General features: G+C 67.3%; 15 protein-coding genes and 1 pseudogene. 10 read left to right on the top strand and 6 right to left on the bottom strand.

Going from position 1 to position 16537, the window contains the following annotated elements; all coding sequences use genetic code 11:
- Positions 1-36: 36 nt before the first annotated feature.
- Positions 37-780 carry a DUF429 domain-containing protein gene (locus tag AC07WJ_RS01740; protein ID WP_494932802.1) on the bottom strand — a complete coding sequence of 248 codons (744 nt, stop codon included), beginning with the start codon at positions 778-780 and terminating at the stop codon, positions 37-39.
- On the opposite strand from AC07WJ_RS01740, the gene AC07WJ_RS01735 reads away from it, so the two are divergent.
- Both AC07WJ_RS01735 and AC07WJ_RS01730 read left to right on the top strand, forming a co-directional pair.
- Positions 779-1450: a transglycosylase domain-containing protein gene (locus AC07WJ_RS01735; protein ID WP_494932801.1), complete on the top strand. Its 672-nt coding sequence runs from the start codon at positions 779-781 to the stop codon at positions 1448-1450. The genes AC07WJ_RS01740 and AC07WJ_RS01735 overlap by 2 nt on opposite strands.
- A 210-nt stretch (positions 1451-1660) precedes the next feature.
- Positions 1661-2377, top strand: coding sequence for an AprI/Inh family metalloprotease inhibitor (locus AC07WJ_RS01730; RefSeq protein WP_494932800.1), 717 nt, complete (start codon positions 1661-1663; stop codon positions 2375-2377).
- Between the two features lie 111 nt (positions 2378-2488).
- Here AC07WJ_RS01730 and AC07WJ_RS01725 read toward each other — a convergent pair whose 3' ends face one another.
- Both AC07WJ_RS01725 and AC07WJ_RS01720 read right to left on the bottom strand, forming a co-directional pair.
- Positions 2489-3025 carry a DUF1697 domain-containing protein gene (locus tag AC07WJ_RS01725; RefSeq protein WP_494932799.1) on the bottom strand — a complete coding sequence of 179 codons (537 nt, stop codon included), beginning with the start codon at positions 3023-3025 and terminating at the stop codon, positions 2489-2491.
- Positions 3022-3585 (bottom strand): DUF1697 domain-containing protein, encoded by a 564-nt coding sequence (locus tag AC07WJ_RS01720; RefSeq protein WP_494932798.1) that lies wholly within the window; start codon positions 3583-3585, stop codon positions 3022-3024. Before AC07WJ_RS01720 ends, AC07WJ_RS01725 begins: the two co-directional genes overlap by 4 nt.
- Positions 3586-3789: 204 nt before the next feature.
- Between AC07WJ_RS01720 and sucC the strand changes: the two are divergent.
- Together sucC and sucD (AC07WJ_RS01710) are read left to right on the top strand one after the other, a co-directional pair.
- Positions 3790-4968, top strand: a pseudogene (gene sucC / locus AC07WJ_RS01715) (ADP-forming succinate--CoA ligase subunit beta); the annotation flags it as partial.
- A gap of 3 nt (positions 4969-4971) precedes the next feature.
- Positions 4972-5853, top strand: a complete 882-nt coding sequence (gene sucD / locus AC07WJ_RS01710) for a succinate--CoA ligase subunit alpha (protein WP_494932797.1) — start codon at positions 4972-4974, stop codon at positions 5851-5853.
- Here sucD (AC07WJ_RS01710) and bhcR read toward each other — a convergent pair.
- The gene (gene bhcR / locus AC07WJ_RS01705; RefSeq protein WP_494932796.1) at positions 5850-6686 is read right to left on the bottom strand and encodes an HTH-type transcriptional regulator BhcR; all 837 of its coding nucleotides are present in this window, start codon (positions 6684-6686) and stop codon (positions 5850-5852) included. The genes sucD (AC07WJ_RS01710) and bhcR overlap by 4 nt on opposite strands.
- A 244-nt stretch (positions 6687-6930) precedes the next feature.
- On the opposite strand from bhcR, the gene gcl reads away from it, so the two are divergent.
- From gcl to AC07WJ_RS01675, 6 genes are all read left to right on the top strand, one after another.
- The gene (gene gcl / locus AC07WJ_RS01700) at positions 6931-8703 is read left to right on the top strand and encodes a glyoxylate carboligase (protein ID WP_494932795.1); all 1773 of its coding nucleotides are present in this window, start codon (positions 6931-6933) and stop codon (positions 8701-8703) included.
- 67 nt (positions 8704-8770) lie between these two features.
- Complete coding sequence (gene hyi / locus AC07WJ_RS01695) at positions 8771-9565, top strand: hydroxypyruvate isomerase (protein WP_494932794.1); 795 nt, start codon at positions 8771-8773, stop codon at positions 9563-9565.
- A gap of 472 nt (positions 9566-10037) precedes the next feature.
- Positions 10038-10946, top strand: coding sequence for a 2-hydroxy-3-oxopropionate reductase (glxR, locus tag AC07WJ_RS01690; RefSeq protein ID WP_494932793.1), 909 nt, complete (start codon positions 10038-10040; stop codon positions 10944-10946).
- A 3-nt stretch (positions 10947-10949) separates the two neighbouring features.
- A complete protein-coding gene (locus tag AC07WJ_RS01685) occupies positions 10950-11978 on the top strand; it encodes a 2-dehydropantoate 2-reductase (RefSeq protein WP_494932792.1) in 1029 nt (342 codons plus the stop codon).
- Positions 11979-12041: 63 nt separating this feature from the next.
- Entirely contained in the window at positions 12042-13454 is a 1413-nt protein-coding gene (gene pyk, locus AC07WJ_RS01680) for a pyruvate kinase (protein ID WP_494932791.1), read from the top strand.
- Between the two features lie 40 nt (positions 13455-13494).
- The gene (locus AC07WJ_RS01675; protein ID WP_494932790.1) at positions 13495-14316 is read left to right on the top strand and encodes a fumarylacetoacetate hydrolase family protein; all 822 of its coding nucleotides are present in this window, start codon (positions 13495-13497) and stop codon (positions 14314-14316) included.
- 309 nt (positions 14317-14625) lie between these two features.
- On the opposite strand, the gene AC07WJ_RS01670 is transcribed toward AC07WJ_RS01675, so the two are convergent.
- Entirely contained in the window at positions 14626-15339 is a 714-nt protein-coding gene (locus AC07WJ_RS01670; protein ID WP_494932789.1) for a GntR family transcriptional regulator, read from the bottom strand.
- Positions 15340-15602: 263 nt separating this feature from the next.
- On the bottom strand, positions 15603-16535 hold the full coding sequence (gene sucD / locus AC07WJ_RS01665) for a succinate--CoA ligase subunit alpha (protein ID WP_494932788.1): 933 nt from the start codon (positions 16533-16535) through the stop codon (positions 15603-15605).
- Between the last annotated feature and the right edge of the window lie 2 nt (positions 16536-16537).

Here is a 16537-nt window from a genome sequence, read left to right as displayed (position 1 = left end):
TTCGGCCCGCGACGGGAGCCGTTTCGCGCCGCCGGGTCAAGCCCAGATCGCCATCGTCAGGCCGAACGCATCGCTGAGCGGCGGATCCGGGAAGGGTCGCGCGAGCCCCGCATGCAACCGCCGCGCGATCAAGGCGTTGACGCAGGCATCGAGCAGATCGTCGGCGCCGGCACCGCGCGGGGCCTTGTCGAGAAAGCCTTCAGGAAAGCCATGGGACATCAGGATCTCGCGACGCAGCGCAAGCCCCGGCCGATGCGCCGCCGACTTGACCTTCTTGGGCAGGTGAACCGCCCGCTCGCCGTTGAGGCGCCAGAAGGCGAGCTCGGGATGAACCTCGAAGATGCGCCGGCCGAGCGCCGGATCGGCGCGCATCAGCTGGTCGATCTCGCGGATCTTGGGGAACAGGAAAAACGCCTGTTTCGACACTTTGCGCGGCGGATCGGAGCTGGCGAGCGCGGCCTTGCAGGCCTCCCAATAGTCCAGTTCGTAGACGGCGCTGCGCGACGGCAGCGAAAAGACCGAGGACTGGCGCGCGCCGAGATGCGGCCGGACGTGATTTTCCGGGCCACGGCCGCCGCGCCCGGCCCGTTCCGGCAAGCCGATCGGCATGTCGACGGCGATGATGCCGGCTCCGGCGATCAAATCGGCGAAATGCGGCCTGACGATCACCTCGGGCACGACCGGACCGGCGGCCGGGATCGTCACCGCGATCCAGCCGGCCTTGCATCCATCGACGCCGCGAACGACTGTGGCTGAACCATCGGGATATTCGTCCGGCATGATATCGCGCCTTCTCCGCCGCACCCGGCTCGTTATCGCGATCCTCGTCGCGGCGCCGGTGATATTCGCCCTTGTCTACACCGTCGTCACTCCGGTCTCGACCTTGATGGCCTGGCGCAAGCTCACCGGCGAGCGGGTCGATCGCGTCGCCGTGTCGCTCGCCGACGTGTCGCGCGCGGTGCCGCGCGCGCTCATAGCCTCCGAGGATTCCCGTTTCTGCGGCCATTGGGGCGTCGACTGGCGCGAGCTGCAGGCGGTCATGCAGGACGAGGACGGCCCGTCGCGCGGCGCCTCGACCATCTCCATGCAGGTCGCCCGCAATCTGTTCCTCTGGCAAGGCGACAGCGGCCCGACCGCCTATTTGCGCAAGGGCCTGGAAATCCCGCTCGCCCTGGTCATCGATCTCATCTGGTCGAAGCGGCGGATGATGGAGGTCTATCTCAACATCGCCGAATGGGGCCCGAACGGCGAATTCGGCATCGAGGCCGGCAGCCGCCGGGCGTTCAACAAGCCGGCGGCGCGGTTGTCGCCGGCGGAAGCCGCGCTGCTCGTCTCGGTCCTGCCGAACCCGATCGAACGCGATGCCCGCCAGCCGGGGCCCGGCGTGCGGCGCAAGGCCACGATCATTACCCGCCGCGCCGCCGTCGCGACAACCGACTGCCTGGGGTGATGGTGCCCCCGGCTTCACGCAACTCGAATATGTCAGCCTGGTCCGTGACTTGCGCGGAAATCACCCGTCCTTCGACGGCCAGGGGGAGAACCACCACCCTCAGCTCTCCCCGGCGGGGAGAGGTGAGGACGGTGGTTCCAGTGCGCGATCGCAAAGGACAGCGAGCCGCGGGGTGGACGGCCGCCAGCGCGGCGATCACAATCACCAGCCATGCGTCATCTGGTCTTCGCCGCCTTCATCCTGTGCCCGATCAATCCCGTCGCCGCCCAGGCGCCGGCACCGGCATTGCAGGCGTCGCCCGCCCAGATTGACCGTGTCGTCGGCCCCTGGGAGCTGTCCAACCCAGCCGGCGACCGCAAATGCGACGTCACCTTCAAACCGGAGCGGAACGGCCCCGGTTTCGGCCTCGGCTTCGGCCCGAGCTGCGCCGGCACCTTTCCGGCGGTGACCGGCGTCGCCGCCTGGACCGTGACGTCGAACGGCAATATCCAGTGGCTCGACCGCGCCGGCGCCGCTACCTTCGATTTCGGCGAGACCGAGGTCGGCATTTTCGAGGCGCTGCGGCCGGGCGACCCGAGCGTCTATTTCCTGACCAACCGGGGGCTCGCCGGCACCGCCCTGCCGACCGCCGACGAGATCACCGGTCTCTGGACGCTCGGCCAGCCGCGCGGACGGGCGCTGTGCAGCCTGACGTTCAAGCCGGAACTGGCGCCCGGCGCCGGACCGCTCGAACAGCGTTTCGCACTCGACCTGGCCGAGGGCTGCGAGCGCTCGGTCGCGGCCCTCGGCCTCACCAGCTGGCGCCTCGAGCGCGAATTGCTGGTGATCCAGGGCGGCGCGACCGTGCTGTCGTTCAAGCGCGACCCGGATGGGCGCTGGACCAAGGTGCCGGCCGACAACCGGCCGCTGGTCCTGAGCCGGGAATAGTTCGGCGCGCTGTCCGGCGCCAACGTCGTGCTTTTGCCCGGTGCGGCAGGGGACGCGCCGAACGCGCCTGTTGCGCCGGAGGTCGCCGCGTCCCCGGCCGGCCGCCCCGGCTCAGACCTTTTGCGCCAGCGCCAGCAGCTTGCGCACCGTGTTCCAGTTGCGCGCGGTCGCCGCCACGCCGAGCCGGCGCTCGATCGCGCCGGGCAGCAGTTTCGAGCTGGCCGCGCCATCGGGATAGTCGACACAGAGATCGGCGCCGACGAAGGCGAACCGCTCGGGGCCCTGATATTGGTCGAGCCGGGCCAGGCCTTCGCGGCCTGGTCGGGCGGCCAGGAAACACACGCACATTTCGCTTGGCCTGATCCGGCCGGCCTCGGGAAAGGGGTCGGCGGCAACGATGGCTTCGAGCTCTTCGGCCCTGCGGATCACCACCTGATTGGCCAGCGCGAAGCCCTGCAGCACGCGTTCGACGACGGCCTGCACGGTCGCGGCCGATCTGGTCGTGTCGATGACGAGATTGCCGGTCTGGATATAGGTCGCGACCTTGTCCAGCCCGGCCGCCTCGCAGCCGTCGCGCAGATCCTGCATCGACATCTTCGCGTGGGTCGCCGGGCCGATCGCGCGAATGAGGCCGATCAGGACCGTCATTGGCCACCGCCTGCGGGCTCGAGCGCGCGCGCCATCTTCAGCAAGGTATTGGTGGTGTTCCAGTTGCGCGCGGTCGCCGGCACTTTCAGCGTCTTGTCGAAGAAGGCCGGCGTCAGCTTCGAGGTCCCGACGCCTTCGCGATAGTCGATATAGAGGTGGGCGCCGTCGAGATGCATGCGCTCCGGCCCCTGATAGGCGGCCAGGGCCGCGGCGGTGCCATCGGCCGGGACGCCGTCGAGAAAGCTGACCAGCATGAGATTGGGACGCGCGGCGGCGGCATCGGCAAAGGGATTGGCCGCGATGACCCGGGCGAGTTCGGCAGGAGTCCGGATCAATGTATGGTTCTTGGTCAGGCCGAACTGGTCGCGCAGCACGCCGGCGACCAGGCTCTTCACCTCCGCCACCGATTTGTCGCTGTCGAAGACGATATTGCCGCTGGCGATATAGGTCGATACCCGCGTCAGCCCCGCCGCTTCGCAGGCTGCCTTCAGGTCCTTCATCGGCAATTTGCTGGTGCCGCTGACATTGATGGCACGGAGCAGGGCAACGAACGCGGCCATGACTGAGAACTCCCGAAGCGGGTTTGCCGGGGCCTCTTCCTGACCGAGCGGCCGACGGAGTTCAAGGGGCTGGTCCTAGGGGCTGGTTCTGGCATGGCACCGCGCGGCCCCGGCGACGAAGCCGGTTGTGCATCTCCGGCATCTGGCATAACGTATACCAATAACAAATGACCGGCGAGACCCGCTCGCCAGGCAAGGGAGGATCGAACCATGAAGATCCATGAGTTCCAGGCCAAACATCTCCTGACACCCTATGGCCTTGCGGCGCCCGACGGCGGTGTCGCCATCACCCCGCGCGAGGCCGGCGACATTGCCCGCCGGCTCGGCGGACAACGGGTCATGGTCAAGGCGCAGATCCACGCCGGCGGCCGGCAACGGGCCGGCGGCATCCATGAGGCCGAAGGCGCCGAGGCGGCCGAGGTGGCCGCCAGCCGGCTGCTGCGCCAGCAATTGGTGACGGCGCAGACCGGCCCGGCCGGCGAGCGGGTCCGCCGCGTGCTGGTGGAGACCGCCGTCGCCGCCGCGCGCGAACTGCATCTGGCGTTGCTGGTCGAAACCGCCTCCGGCGAGTTGATGCTGATCGGCAGCGCCAGGGGTGGCCGGGATATCGAGGAGCGGGCGGCCAGCGGCGATCTCCGGCTGAGCCAGCTCAGGCTCGGCACCGGCCGCGACGCACGGGCAGACGACGTGGCCGGCTTCGTCGCATCGCTCGGGCTCGACGGCGCGCTGCGGGACCAGGCCTGCACGCTGATCGACGGCCTGAGACGGGCTTTCATCGATTTCGACGCCAGCCTCATCGAAATCAATCCCTTGGCGGTCACCGAGGCCGGCGCGCTCGTCGCCCTCGACGCCAAGATGGTGCTCGACGACAACGCCTTGTTCCGGCACGCCGACCTGGCGGCGCTGCGCGACGAGGACGAGGCCAGCGCCGTCGAGCTGCAGGCCCAGCGACACCAGCTCAACTATGTCCAGCTCGACGGCGACATCGGCATGGTGGCGAACGGCGCCGGGCTTGGCCTCGCGACCCTCGACATGGTGGTCGCCGCCAAGGGCAGGCCGGCCAATTTCATGGATATCCGGACCACCGCGACCAGCCTGGATATCGCCCACGGCTTCCGGCTGCTGCTCGACAATCCGACCACCAAGGCGATCCTGATCAATGTCCATGGCGGCGGCATGCAGCCCTGCGACACCATTGCCGACGGGCTCGGCATCGCCATCCGGCGCACCGGCCGGTCGCTGCCGCTGGTGGTGCGGCTGGCCGGCAACAACGCCAATTTCGCCCGCTCGCGCCTGAAGAATTTCGGCTGCGCGATCGTCGATTGTCCCGACATGTGGACCGCCGCGACCAAGGCGGTCTCGCTCGCGGCGAAGGGAGCCTGAGCCATGGCCGTTTTTCTGGATCGCGACACCCGCGTCGTCTGTCAGGGCATGACCGGCTGGGCCGGCACCCATCACGTCGCCCGCATGATGGAATATGGCACCAAGGTCGTCGGCGGCGTAACGCCCGGCAAGGGCGGCCGATCGCATCTCAACCTGCCGGTCTTCGACCGGGTGGCCGATGCGCGGCGCGAGACCGGCGCCAATGCCGGCATCCTGTTCGTGCCGCCGGCCAGCGCCGCCGCCGCCATGATCGAGGCGATCGAGGCCGAAATGCCGCTGATGGTCGCCGTCACCGAGCGCGTGCCCGTGCTCGACATGGTCCGGGTCCGCGACGCGCTGAAGGGCAGCCGCACCATCCTGGTCGGCGCCAATTCGCAAGGCATCCTGGTTCCCGGCATCGGCAAGCTCGGCGTCATGGCCACCGGCAGCGAACGGCCTGGAAGCGTCGGCATCGTCTCGCGATCGGCTTCCCTGACCAGCGAGGTCGTCGCGCAGATCACCGCGGCCGGGCTCGGCCAGTCGGCGACCATCGGCGTCGGCGGCGACCCGATCCACGGCATCGGCATGCGCGAGTGCCTGGAGCTGCTGCTGGACGATCCCGCGACCGAAGGCGTCGTGCTGATCGGCGAGATCGGCGGCACCGAGGAGGAGGAGGTCGCCGACTATATTGCCGGCGCCCGGCCGGCAAAGCCGATCGTCGCGCTGATCGTCGGCCGCGAGGCTCCGCCGGCGCGCCGCATGGGCCATGCCGGCACGCTCAGCTTGCGCGGCGCCGGCGATGCGGCGGCCAAGATCAAGGCGCTGGAGGCGGCCGGCGTCCGGATCGCCGCCAGCGCCCATCTGGTCGGCGAGACCATCCGGCAGGCCCTTGCCGAGCGCTCCTAAGGCCGCTCCGGTCCTGGAAGCCGCCCGCCGATGGACAGCGTGATCTCGTCGGCGGCGCGGCGCACCAGCGGCCCGAATTCGTCCAGCTTGTGCAAGGTCACCCGCACCGCCGGCCCCGAGATGGAGACCCCCGCGATCACCTCGCCATGCTCGTTGAAGATCGGTGCCGCGACGCAGCGCATGCCGACGGTGCGCTCCTCGTCGTCGAGCGCCCAGCCGCGCCGCCGCCCCTCCTCCAGCTCGCGCAGCAATGGCCCGAGATCGGTGCGGGTCTGCTCGGTGAAACGGGTCAGCCGCCGGGCGCCGCAGATCTGGCGCACCCGATGTTCGGGAAATTCGGCGAGCAGGGCCTTGCCGACGCCGGACGAATGCATGGCGCCACGGCTGCCGGCGCGGAAAAAGGCACGCAGCGTGTCGTGGCTCTCCACCTGCGAGATGAACACCACCTCGCCATTGTCCTCGATGCCGAGATTGACCGTCTCGCCGGTGGCTTCCATCAGCGCCCGCATGGTGGTGCGTCCCATGCTGGCGATGCGCCGGTTGCGCAGGAAGGCCGAGCCGATCTTGAACGCCTCGACGCCGACCAGCCAATGGCCGCGCTCCATGTCGTGCAGCACGAAGCCGCGGCTCTCGAGCGTCAGGAGCACCCGGTGCACGGTCGACCCGGACACCCCGGAGCGCCGGCTGAGCTCGGTCAGGGTCAGGCCGTCCTCCTCGGCGAGCAGGGCGAGCAGCGTCAGGCCGCGGTCGAGCGCCTGGACCGATCCGCCCGACAGGGCCGCCTTCAGCGACCGCGGCCGGCCGCGGCCCTTGCGAGGTTCACCTGAGGTCATCGCCTTGCTCCCACCGCCATCGACGAAGGCAGCAAAGCACGGGATCACGCGACCTGCGAATTAAAACTGAAATATTTTTTCAGATATGGACCGTGAATGATTCTGAAAGAAATATAACATGCTGAAAATTCATCGATTTTGTATTTCCGTCAGGCGGCGAAAAAACTTTCTGGAATAAATTGACCGAACCCGACGCGTGGGATCTGGTATGCCAATCGTCAGCATCTCGTCGGGAGACTGCGCCATGCCGAAAATGAGGGCCATCGAGGCCGCGGTCCGGGTTCTGGAGCGGGAGGGCGTCACCCAGGCCTTCGGCGTGCCGGGAGCGGCGATCAACCCGCTTTACGCCGCGCTCAAGAGCCGCCAGTCGATCCACCACATCCTGGCGCGCCATGTCGAAGGGGCGTCCCACATGGCCGAGGGCTATACCCGCGCCAAAGCCGGCAATATCGGCGTCTGCATCGGCACGTCGGGGCCGGCCGGCACCGACATGATCACCGGGCTCTATTCGGCCATCGCCGATTCCATCCCGATCCTGTGCATCACCGGCCAGGCGCCGCGGGCCAGGCTCTACAAGGAAGACTTCCAGGCGGTCGATATCGAGGCCATCGCCAAGCCGGTGACCAAATGGGCGGTCACCGTGCGCGAGCCGGCCCTGGTGCCCCGGGTGTTCCAGCAGGCCTTCCACGTGATGCGCTCGGGCCGGCCGGGCCCGGTGCTGATCGACCTGCCGCTCGACGTCCAGCTCGCCGAGATCGAATTCGACGACGACACCTATGAATCTCTGCCCGTCTACAAGCCCGCCGCGTCGCGCCGCCAGATCGAAAAGGCCATGGCCATGCTGGACGCGGCCGAACGGCCGCTGATCGTCGCCGGCGGCGGCATCATCAATGCCGATGCCTCCGATCTCCTGGTCGAATTCGCCGAGCTGACCGGCGTTCCCGTCGTCCCGACCCTGATGGGCTGGGGCAGCATCCCCGACGATCACCCGCTGATGGCCGGCATGGTCGGCCTTCAGACCAGCCACCGCTACGGCAATGCCACCATGCTGGCGGCCGACTTCGTGCTCGGCATCGGCAATCGCTGGGCCAATCGTCATACCGGTTCGATCGAGACCTACACCAAGGGCCGCACCTTCGTGCATGTCGATATCGAGCCGACCCAGATCGGCCGCGTCTTCAATCCCGATTTCGGCATCGTCTCGGATGCCGGCGCAGCGCTTGAACTGTTCGTCGCGGTGGCACGCGAACGGGGCGGCAGGGGACAGCTGAAGAACCGCAACGCCTGGTCGCGCGACTGCATGGACCGGCGCCGGTCCATGCTGCGCAAGAGCCATTTCGACAATGTGCCGCTCAAGCCCCAGCGGGTCTACGAGGAGATGAACGAGGCCTTCGGCCGCGACGTCTGCTACGTCTCGACCATTGGCCTGTCGCAGATCGCCGGCGCCCAGTTCCTGCGCGTTCACAACCCGCGCCACTGGATCAATTGCGGCCAGGCCGGACCGCTCGGCTGGACGCTGCCGGCGGCGCTCGGCGTGCGCGCCGCCGATCCCGGGCGCGAGATCGTCGCGCTGTCGGGCGACTACGACTTCCAGTTCCTGATCGAGGAACTGGCGGTCGGCGCCCAGTTCAAGCTGCCCTACATCCATATCGTCGTGAACAACTCCTATCTCGGCCTGATCCGCCAGGCCCAGCGCGGCTTCGACATGGATTTCCAGGTCCAGCTCGCCTTCGACAATATCAACGCGCCGGATCTCGCCGGTTACGGCGTCGACCATGTGGCGGTGGCCGAAGGGCTCGGCTGCAAGGCGATCCGGGTGCGCAGCCCGAACGAATTCAAGGCGGCCTTCGCCCAGGCCAAGGCCTGGCTGAGCGAATACCAGGTGCCCGTGGTGATGGAATTCATCCTGGAACGGGTGACCAATATCGCCATGGGCACCGAGATCGACAATGTCGTCGAGTTCGAGGAGGTGCTCGACCTGCCCTTGCCCGAACCCGAGCTCCAGCCGGCGGAATGACATCGACCGAGGGCGCGGTCTCTGCCGCCGCGCCCGCTCCAGCCTTCCAGAACAACGGGACAAGGCCATGCCGCGTTTTGCCGCCAATCTGACCATGCTGTTCAACGAACGGGGATTTCTCGACCGGTTCGAGGCCGCGGCGCAAGCCGGCTTCACCGGCGTCGAATATCTGTTTCCTTATGATTTCGACAAAAGCGAGCTCGCCGCCCGGCTGAAACGCTGGAACCTGACGCAGGTGCTGCACAACCTGCCGGCCGGGCATTGGGACGCCGGCGAACGCGGCATCGCCATCCTGCCCGATCGGATCGGCGAATTTCGCAGCGGCGTCTACCGGGCGGTCGACTACGCCACCACGCTCGGCTGCAGCCGCGTGAACTGCCTGGTCGGCGTCACGCCCGAGGATGCCGACCCCGCGAGGCTATACGAAACCCTGGTCGGCAACCTGCGTTTCGCCGCCGACGAACTCGAACAGGCCGGCGTCACCTTGCTGGTCGAGCCCATCAACACCCGCGACATCCCCGGATTCTTCCTGAACCGGACCGAACAGGCGCTGCGCCTGATCGGTGATGTCGGTTCGCCCAATCTCGCGATCCAATACGACATTTATCACATGCAGATCATGGAGGGGGACCTGGCGCGGACCATCGAGACCCATCTCGACCGGATCGGCCATATCCAGCTCGCCGACAATCCCGGCCGCCACGAGCCCGGCACCGGCGAGATCAACTTCCCCTTCCTGTACCGCCATCTCGACGCCATCGGTTACGGCGGCTGGATCGGCTGCGAATACAAGCCCGCCCGCGACACCGAGGCCGGCCTGTCCTGGCTGCCCCGCGCGGCGCTCGCGGCGGAGCCGGTTTGAGCATGGCGTGCGAGAGCCCGGCATTGGCGGACATCTCAGGATGGCCTGCAACGACGGACTGGCCTTGCCGCGTTCGAGGCGCGCACCGGAGCCGTCTTCACCGCTCCCGAGCAGCGGCTGACGGACTCACACAGCCGGCTGCACAAGCTCATTACGTCACCCCCGGCGAGCGAAGCGAGGGAAGGGGGTCCAGGAGTTGCGGGGCTCTGGCCCCAACACAGCGAAATCACCCAAACGCATGCACTGCGGGCGCCGATGAAGCGGCCCCTGGACCCCCTTCCCTCGCTTCGCTCGCCGGGGGTGACGTACTGCGCTCGTCCAGCGGGCCGCGTGGATCCATTCGCCGCTGCCGGGGAGAGGAGAAGGTGGTGGTTCTCGTGCGAAGCCGCGTAGGGCCACGGGCTTTTTCGCAAGCTACTGACAAAGATGACATTTTCGAGATCCATGCAAACGACGCAGGAAAGGCCACGCCATGACGGATATCGGTTTCATCGGACTTGGCATCATGGGCCGCCCCATGGCGGAGCACCTGATCGCCGGCGGCCATCGCCTGCATGCCTCGCGCCATCATAAGCCGGTGGCCGCGGACCTCGTTGACAAGGGCGTGATCGTTCATGCCACGCCCAGGCAGGTCGCGACCTCGAGCGACGTCGTCTTCCTGATGCTGCCCGACACCCCTGAGGTCGAAGACGTGCTGTTTTCGGCCGACGGCATCGCGGCCGGTCTGGCACCGGGCAAGATCGTCGTCGACATGAGTTCGATCTCGCCCATCGCCACCAAGGATTTCGCGCGCCGGATCGAGGCGGCCGGCGGGCTCTATCTCGACGCGCCGGTGTCTGGCGGCGAGGTCGGCGCCAAGGCCGCGAGCCTGACCATCATGGTCGGCGGTCCGGAGGCGGCCTTCGCCCGCGTGAAGGGCCTGTTCGAACTGATGGGCAAGAACATCACGCTCGTCGGCGGCAATGGCGACGGCCAGACCACCAAGGTCGCCAACCAGATCATCGTCGCCCTGACCATCGAGGCGGTCGGCGAGGCCTTGCTGTTCGCTTCCAGAGCGGGCGCCGATCCCGCCAAGGTGCGCCAGGCCCTGATGGGTGGTTTCGCCGCCTCGCGCATTCTGGAGGTTCACGGCGAGCGCATGGTCAAGCGCACATTCGATCCCGGTTTCCGGATCGGCCTGCACCAGAAGGACCTGAACCTTGCCTTGCAAGGCGCCCGCGCGCTCGGCCTGTGCTTGCCGAACACGGCAACCGCCCAGGAGCTGTTCAACGCCTGCGTCGCCCATGGCGGCCGGGACTGGGACCACTCGGCCATGGTGCGGGCGCTGGAGCTGATGGCGAACCACGCAATCACCACGACCACGGCAGCCAAGGGGGACTGAGCCATGAAGATCTGCATCTACGGCGCCGGCGCGATCGGCGGATATATGGGCGTGATGCTGAAGCGCGGCGGGGCCGACGTCTCCTTGGTCGCCCGCGGTGCCCATCTGGAGGCGATCAAGGCCCATGGGCTGAAGCTCGTCATGAAAGACCAGAAGCTCATTGAACGCATGCCGGCGACCAATGCGCCGCGTGATCTCGGCCCCCAGGACGTGGTGATCGTCGCGCTGAAGGCTCATCAGGCCTGGGAAGCCGCCGACGAGCTGAAACCCCTGCTCGGACCCGAGACCATCGTGGTCACCGCCCAGAACGGCGTGCCCTGGTGGTATTTCCATGGCCTCGACGGCCCCTATGCCGATCTCCGCCTGGCCAGCGTCGATCCCGGCGACCGGCAGTGGAAGGCCATCGGGCCGGAGCGCGCCATCGGCTGCACGGTCTATCCGGCGACCGAGATCGTCGAGCCGGGCGTCATCAAGCACATCTATGGCGACCAGTTCGGCCTCGGCGAACCCAACCGGCGCGCCAGCGACCGGCTTGCCCGTTTCGCCGATGCGCTGGCCGCAGGCGGCCTGAAGCCGCGGCTTTATCCCGATATCCGCGACGATATCTGGATCAAGCTCTGGGGCAATCTCTGCTTCAACCCGATCTCGGCGCTGACGCAGGCGACCCTCGACATCGTCGCCACCGATCCCGGCACGCGGGCCTTGTCGCGCAACATGATGCTGGAGGCGCAGGAGATCGGCGAAACGCTCGGCGTCACCTTCCGGGTCGACGTCGATCGGCGGATCAACGGCGCGGCCGGCGTCGGCGCCCACCGCACCTCCATGCTGCAGGACCTGGACAAGGGCCGGCCGCTGGAGATCGACGCGCTTCTCACCGCAGTCCAGGAAATGGGCCGGCTGCTCAAGGTTCACACGCCCTATATCGATGCGGTGCTAGGGCTGGTGCAGCAGCTCGGACGGGTGAAGGGTCTCTACCCGACCTTCCCGGCCGAGACCGCCATGGTGGACGATCGTCGGCTGGCCGCCTCATGATGCGCGCGAATCGGCGGTACTCCTGCCAGGACCGCCGACCGGCCTGATGATTGTGAGGACATCGTGAAAAGACATCGACGCGCGAAAATCGTTGCGACCCTTGGACCCGCGAGCTCGGATGCCGACACCATCCGCCGCCTGTTCGAGGCTGGCGTCGACGTCTTCCGGCTGAACTTCAGCCATGGCAGCAAGGACGACCATCGCGCCCGGCGCGACATCATCCGCTCGCTCGAACGCGAGGCCAATTATCCGATCGCCATCCTGCAGGACCTGCAGGGACCGAAGATCCGCCTCGGCCAGGTCAAGGACGGCCGGGTGTCGCTCGTCACCGGCTCGACCGTCCGCCTCGTGCTCGACAAGGCGGCGAGCGATGCCGGCCATCTGCCCTTGCCGCATCCGGAAATCTTCGAAGCGGTGATGCCCGGGCACAACCTTCTGGTCGACGACGGCAAGGTCCGCCTGGTGGTCACCGGCCTGACCAATGACGTGATCGAAGCCCGCGTCGCCATCGGCGGCGTGGTCAGCGACCGCAAGGGCGTCAACCTGCCGGATACCGTGCTGCAGCTCTCGCCGATCACCGAAAAGGACCGCGAGGATCTCGCCTTCGGCCTGGATCTCGGCGTCGACTGGGTCGCCTTCTCCTTCGTCCAGCGTCCCTCCGACCTGATCGAGGCGCATCAGCTGGTCGGCGGCCGCGCCGGCGTCATGGCCAAGATCGAGAAGCCTTCGGCGCTGACGGCCATTGACGACATCATCACGCTCGCCGACGCGGTCATGGTGGCGCGCGGCGATCTCGGCGTCGAGATTCCCGCCGAGGACGTGCCCGGCGCGCAGAAGGACCTGGTGCGCCTGTGCCGCCTGGCGGCGAAACCCGTGATCATCGCCACCCAGATGCTGGAATCGATGATCCAGACGCCGACCCCGACCCGGGCGGAAGCCTCCGACGTCGCCACCGCCATCTATGACGGCGCCGACGCGGTCATGCTCTCGGCGGAAAGCGCCTCCGGCCAGTTCCCCGTCCACGCGGTCGAGACCATGGACCGCATTATCCGGCGGACCGAACAGCATCGCTCCTACCGGCCGATCATCGAGGCCTTGAAGCCGCCCATCGAGGCGCTGCCGCAACATGCGGTCGCCGCGGCGGCCGCGGAAGTGGCCAATGCGATCGGCGCCGCCGCGGTCGTCGCCTTCACCCAGAACGGCACCACCGCTTATCGCATCGCGCGCCAGCGCTCGCCGGCGCCGATCCTCGGCCTCACCCCGCATGAGCAGACGGCGCGCAAGCTGGCCTTGCTCTGGGGCACCTACAGCGTCCGTTCGGACGAGGTTTCGGACTATTCGCAAATGGTCGACCAGGCCGTCGCCCAGGCCCGTGCCGCCGACTACGTGCAGCCGGGGGAAACCCTGGTCGTCGTTGCCGGCGTGCCGTTCGGCCAGACCGGAAGCACCAACAATCTGAGGGTGGTGACGGTCTGAGATCGTCGATCTCGGCCGCCGCCGGACAAGGGAAGAGACAATGTCCAGCACATCCATCCGGCCGGCGGCCGGTGACGACCACGCCACGACCACCCGCTGGATCCGTTTCGCGCGGAACGGGGCGGACGGTTTCGGCACGATCGACGGCGAGACCATCGCGGTTCACCAGGGCTGCATGTTCTCCGGCGCGACAGCCACCGGCGAGACCCTGGCGGTCGCCGAGGTCGCGCTGCTCGCGCCGGCGCGCCCCTCCAAGATCATCGCCTTGTGGAACAATTTCCACGCGCTCGCGGCCAAGCTCGCCGTGCCGGTGCCGCCCGAACCGCTCTACCTGATGAAGGCGCCGTCCTCGATCGCCGCCCCTGGCGCGACCATTCCCCGGCCCTCGTCCTATGACGGGCGGATCGTCTACGAGGGCGAGCTCGGCATCGTCATCGGCAAGACCTGCCGGGAGGTCGGGCCGGACGAGGCCGGCGACTTCATCTTCGGTTATACCTGCGTCAACGACATCACGGCGCTCGACCTGATCGCCGCCGATCCGACCTTTTCGCAATGGGTCCGCGCCAAGAGCTTCGATGGTTTCGCGCCGTTCGGGCCGGTGGTGGCGACCGGCATCGAGCCGCGCGGGCTGACCGTGCGCACCCTGTTCAACGGCCAGGAACGCCAGAACTATCCGGTCGCCGACATGATCTTCCAGCCGCATGAGCTGGTCAGCCGGATCTCGCACGACATGACGCTGATGCCCGGCGACCTGATCTGCTGCGGCACCTCGCTCGGGGTCGGCACCATGAAGGAGCCGGCCAATACCATCGAGGTGACCATCGACGGCATCGGCACGCTCAGCAACGGTTTTGTGCAGTAGATTGGCGGCGCCTGAGCGGGCAACGGTCGCCTGGCTCGGGGCAATGGCTTTCTGCGGAAAGCTCGCTGCGCCCTGCCCGCCGGTTGGCCGTCCTTCGAGGCTCGCGCAAGGGCGCGAGCACCTCAGGATGAGGAACGTGAGGTATGGCATCAGTGGATGTGCAAGATATGCTCAACCGTTGAACTTCATGAGCGATATCAATGCAATACACAACACTCTTCATCCTGAGGCGGGAGCGAAGCGACCCTCGAAGGACGGCTGCCCCAGATGCAGGATCGCTTGACCAGCTTCAGCTGAAGCTGCCTCGCCTCAGTCGAAAATATCGGCGTGCTCATCCACGTAAGCCGCCAAGCCGAGCGTATGGTCGCGCGACAATTGTTCGGCCAGCGCCATGTCGCGGCGCTCCAGCGCCTCGATGATCTTGAGATGATCGACGATCGAGCGGCTGGCGCGGTCGTCCCGGCCAATGGTCATCTGGCGGATGCCGCGCACATGCAGCAGCAGGTTGTTGGTCATGTCGATCAGCAATTGCGAACCGCTCAGGCCGATCAGCGTCTGGTGGAAGACGATATTGGCCGAGGAATATTCGCTGACATGTTCGGCCGGCTTGTGCGCCTCGTCGAAATTCTTGAACAGCGTGCGCAGCGTGGCGATCTCGGCATCTGTCGCGCGCTGCACAACCAGGCGGGCGGCCATGCTTTCCAGCGCCGCCCAGGCCTGGATCATCTCGACCACTTCGCTCTTGGTCTTCTTCAGCACCACGATGCCGCGCCGCGGCAATGATTTCACGAAGCCTTCCTGCTCGAGCATGGCGACCGCTTCGCGCACCGGCGTGCGGCTGACGCCGAGCCGTTCCGACAGCTGGCGCTCATCGATCCAGGTCGGCTCGCTGGAGCCATAGATATCCATGTTGATGATCGCGCTCTTCAGCGCGCCATAGACCTTGGTCTTGAAGGTTTCCTCGGGCGCGAAACGCTCGAGCACGAGGTTCGGCGCGGATGGGTCCGCAGGGGGCGTACGCAACGGGGCTTTCAACAGTCACACTCCTGCATCCCTCGGGCCGCAAGGCGCCGAGCGGGCGGTTCCTCATTGCCCATGGTGTACCAGATGCCTGGGGCTGGTTGAAATCCCCGTTTCGTCCAGGTCCGCCCCAAATCACGGTTTTTGCTGGAATCCGGCCGGATCGCGACACCGGAACGATCCCCCTGGCGCGAAATCGCCCCCGAATCCGGCAGGATCGGGGGCGGGATCGGGGTACCGGCGGGCCCTGTGGCCGGCGGCCTGCGTCAATAAGACCACTCGATCTCGGCGTTGCGTGTCTCGCGCGCCGGCGCGTCGCCCCTCAGGAGCTCGACCAGCGTCTTGCCGAGTCTCGCCGGCGACGGCGACACGCGGATGCCGGCGGCCTCCATCGCGGCGATCTTGTCGTCGGCGCCGCCCTTGCCGCCCGAGATGATCGCGCCAGCATGGCCCATGCGGCGGCCCGGAGGCGCGGTGCGTCCGGCAATGAAGCCGACCATCGGCTTCTTGCGGCCGCGCTTGGCCTCGTCGCGGATGAACTGGGCCGCGTCTTCCTCGGCCGAGCCGCCGATCTCGCCGATCATGACGATCGACTCGGTCTTGGCATCGGCCAGGAACATTTCCAGCATGGCGATGAATTCGGTGCCCTTGACCGGATCGCCGCCGATGCCGACGGCCGTGGTCTGGCCGAGCCCTTCGCGCGTGGTCTGGAACACCGCCTCATAGGTCAGCGTGCCCGAACGCGACACGATGCCGACCGAGCCGCTCTTGAAGATATTCGCCGGCATGATGCCGATCTTGGATTGGCCCGCCGTCACGATGCCGGGACAATTCGGCCCGATCAGCCGCGACCGGGAGCCTTCCAGCGAGCGCTTGACCTTGATCATGTCCTGCACCGGGATGCCCTCGGTGATGCAGACGATCAGCGGAACCTCCGCCTGGATGGCCTCGCAAATGGCATCCGCCGCGCCGGCCGGCGGCACATAGACGACGCTCGCCTGCGCGCCGGTGCGCTCGCGCGCTTCCGCGACCGTGTTGAAGACCGGCAGGTCGAGATGGGTCTGGCCGCCTTTGCCCGGGGCAACCCCGCCGACCATCCGGGTGCCGTAGGCGATCGCCTGCTCGGAATGGAAGGTGCCGTTCTTGCCGGTGAAACCCTGGCAGATGACCTTGGTGTTCTTGTCGATGAGAATGGCCATGA

This window comes from Phreatobacter sp. GW821-FHT04C01, from assembly GCF_059420385.1.
Note: the sequence above shows the minus strand (reverse complement) of the source record. Positions and strands in the feature narration are given on the sequence as shown.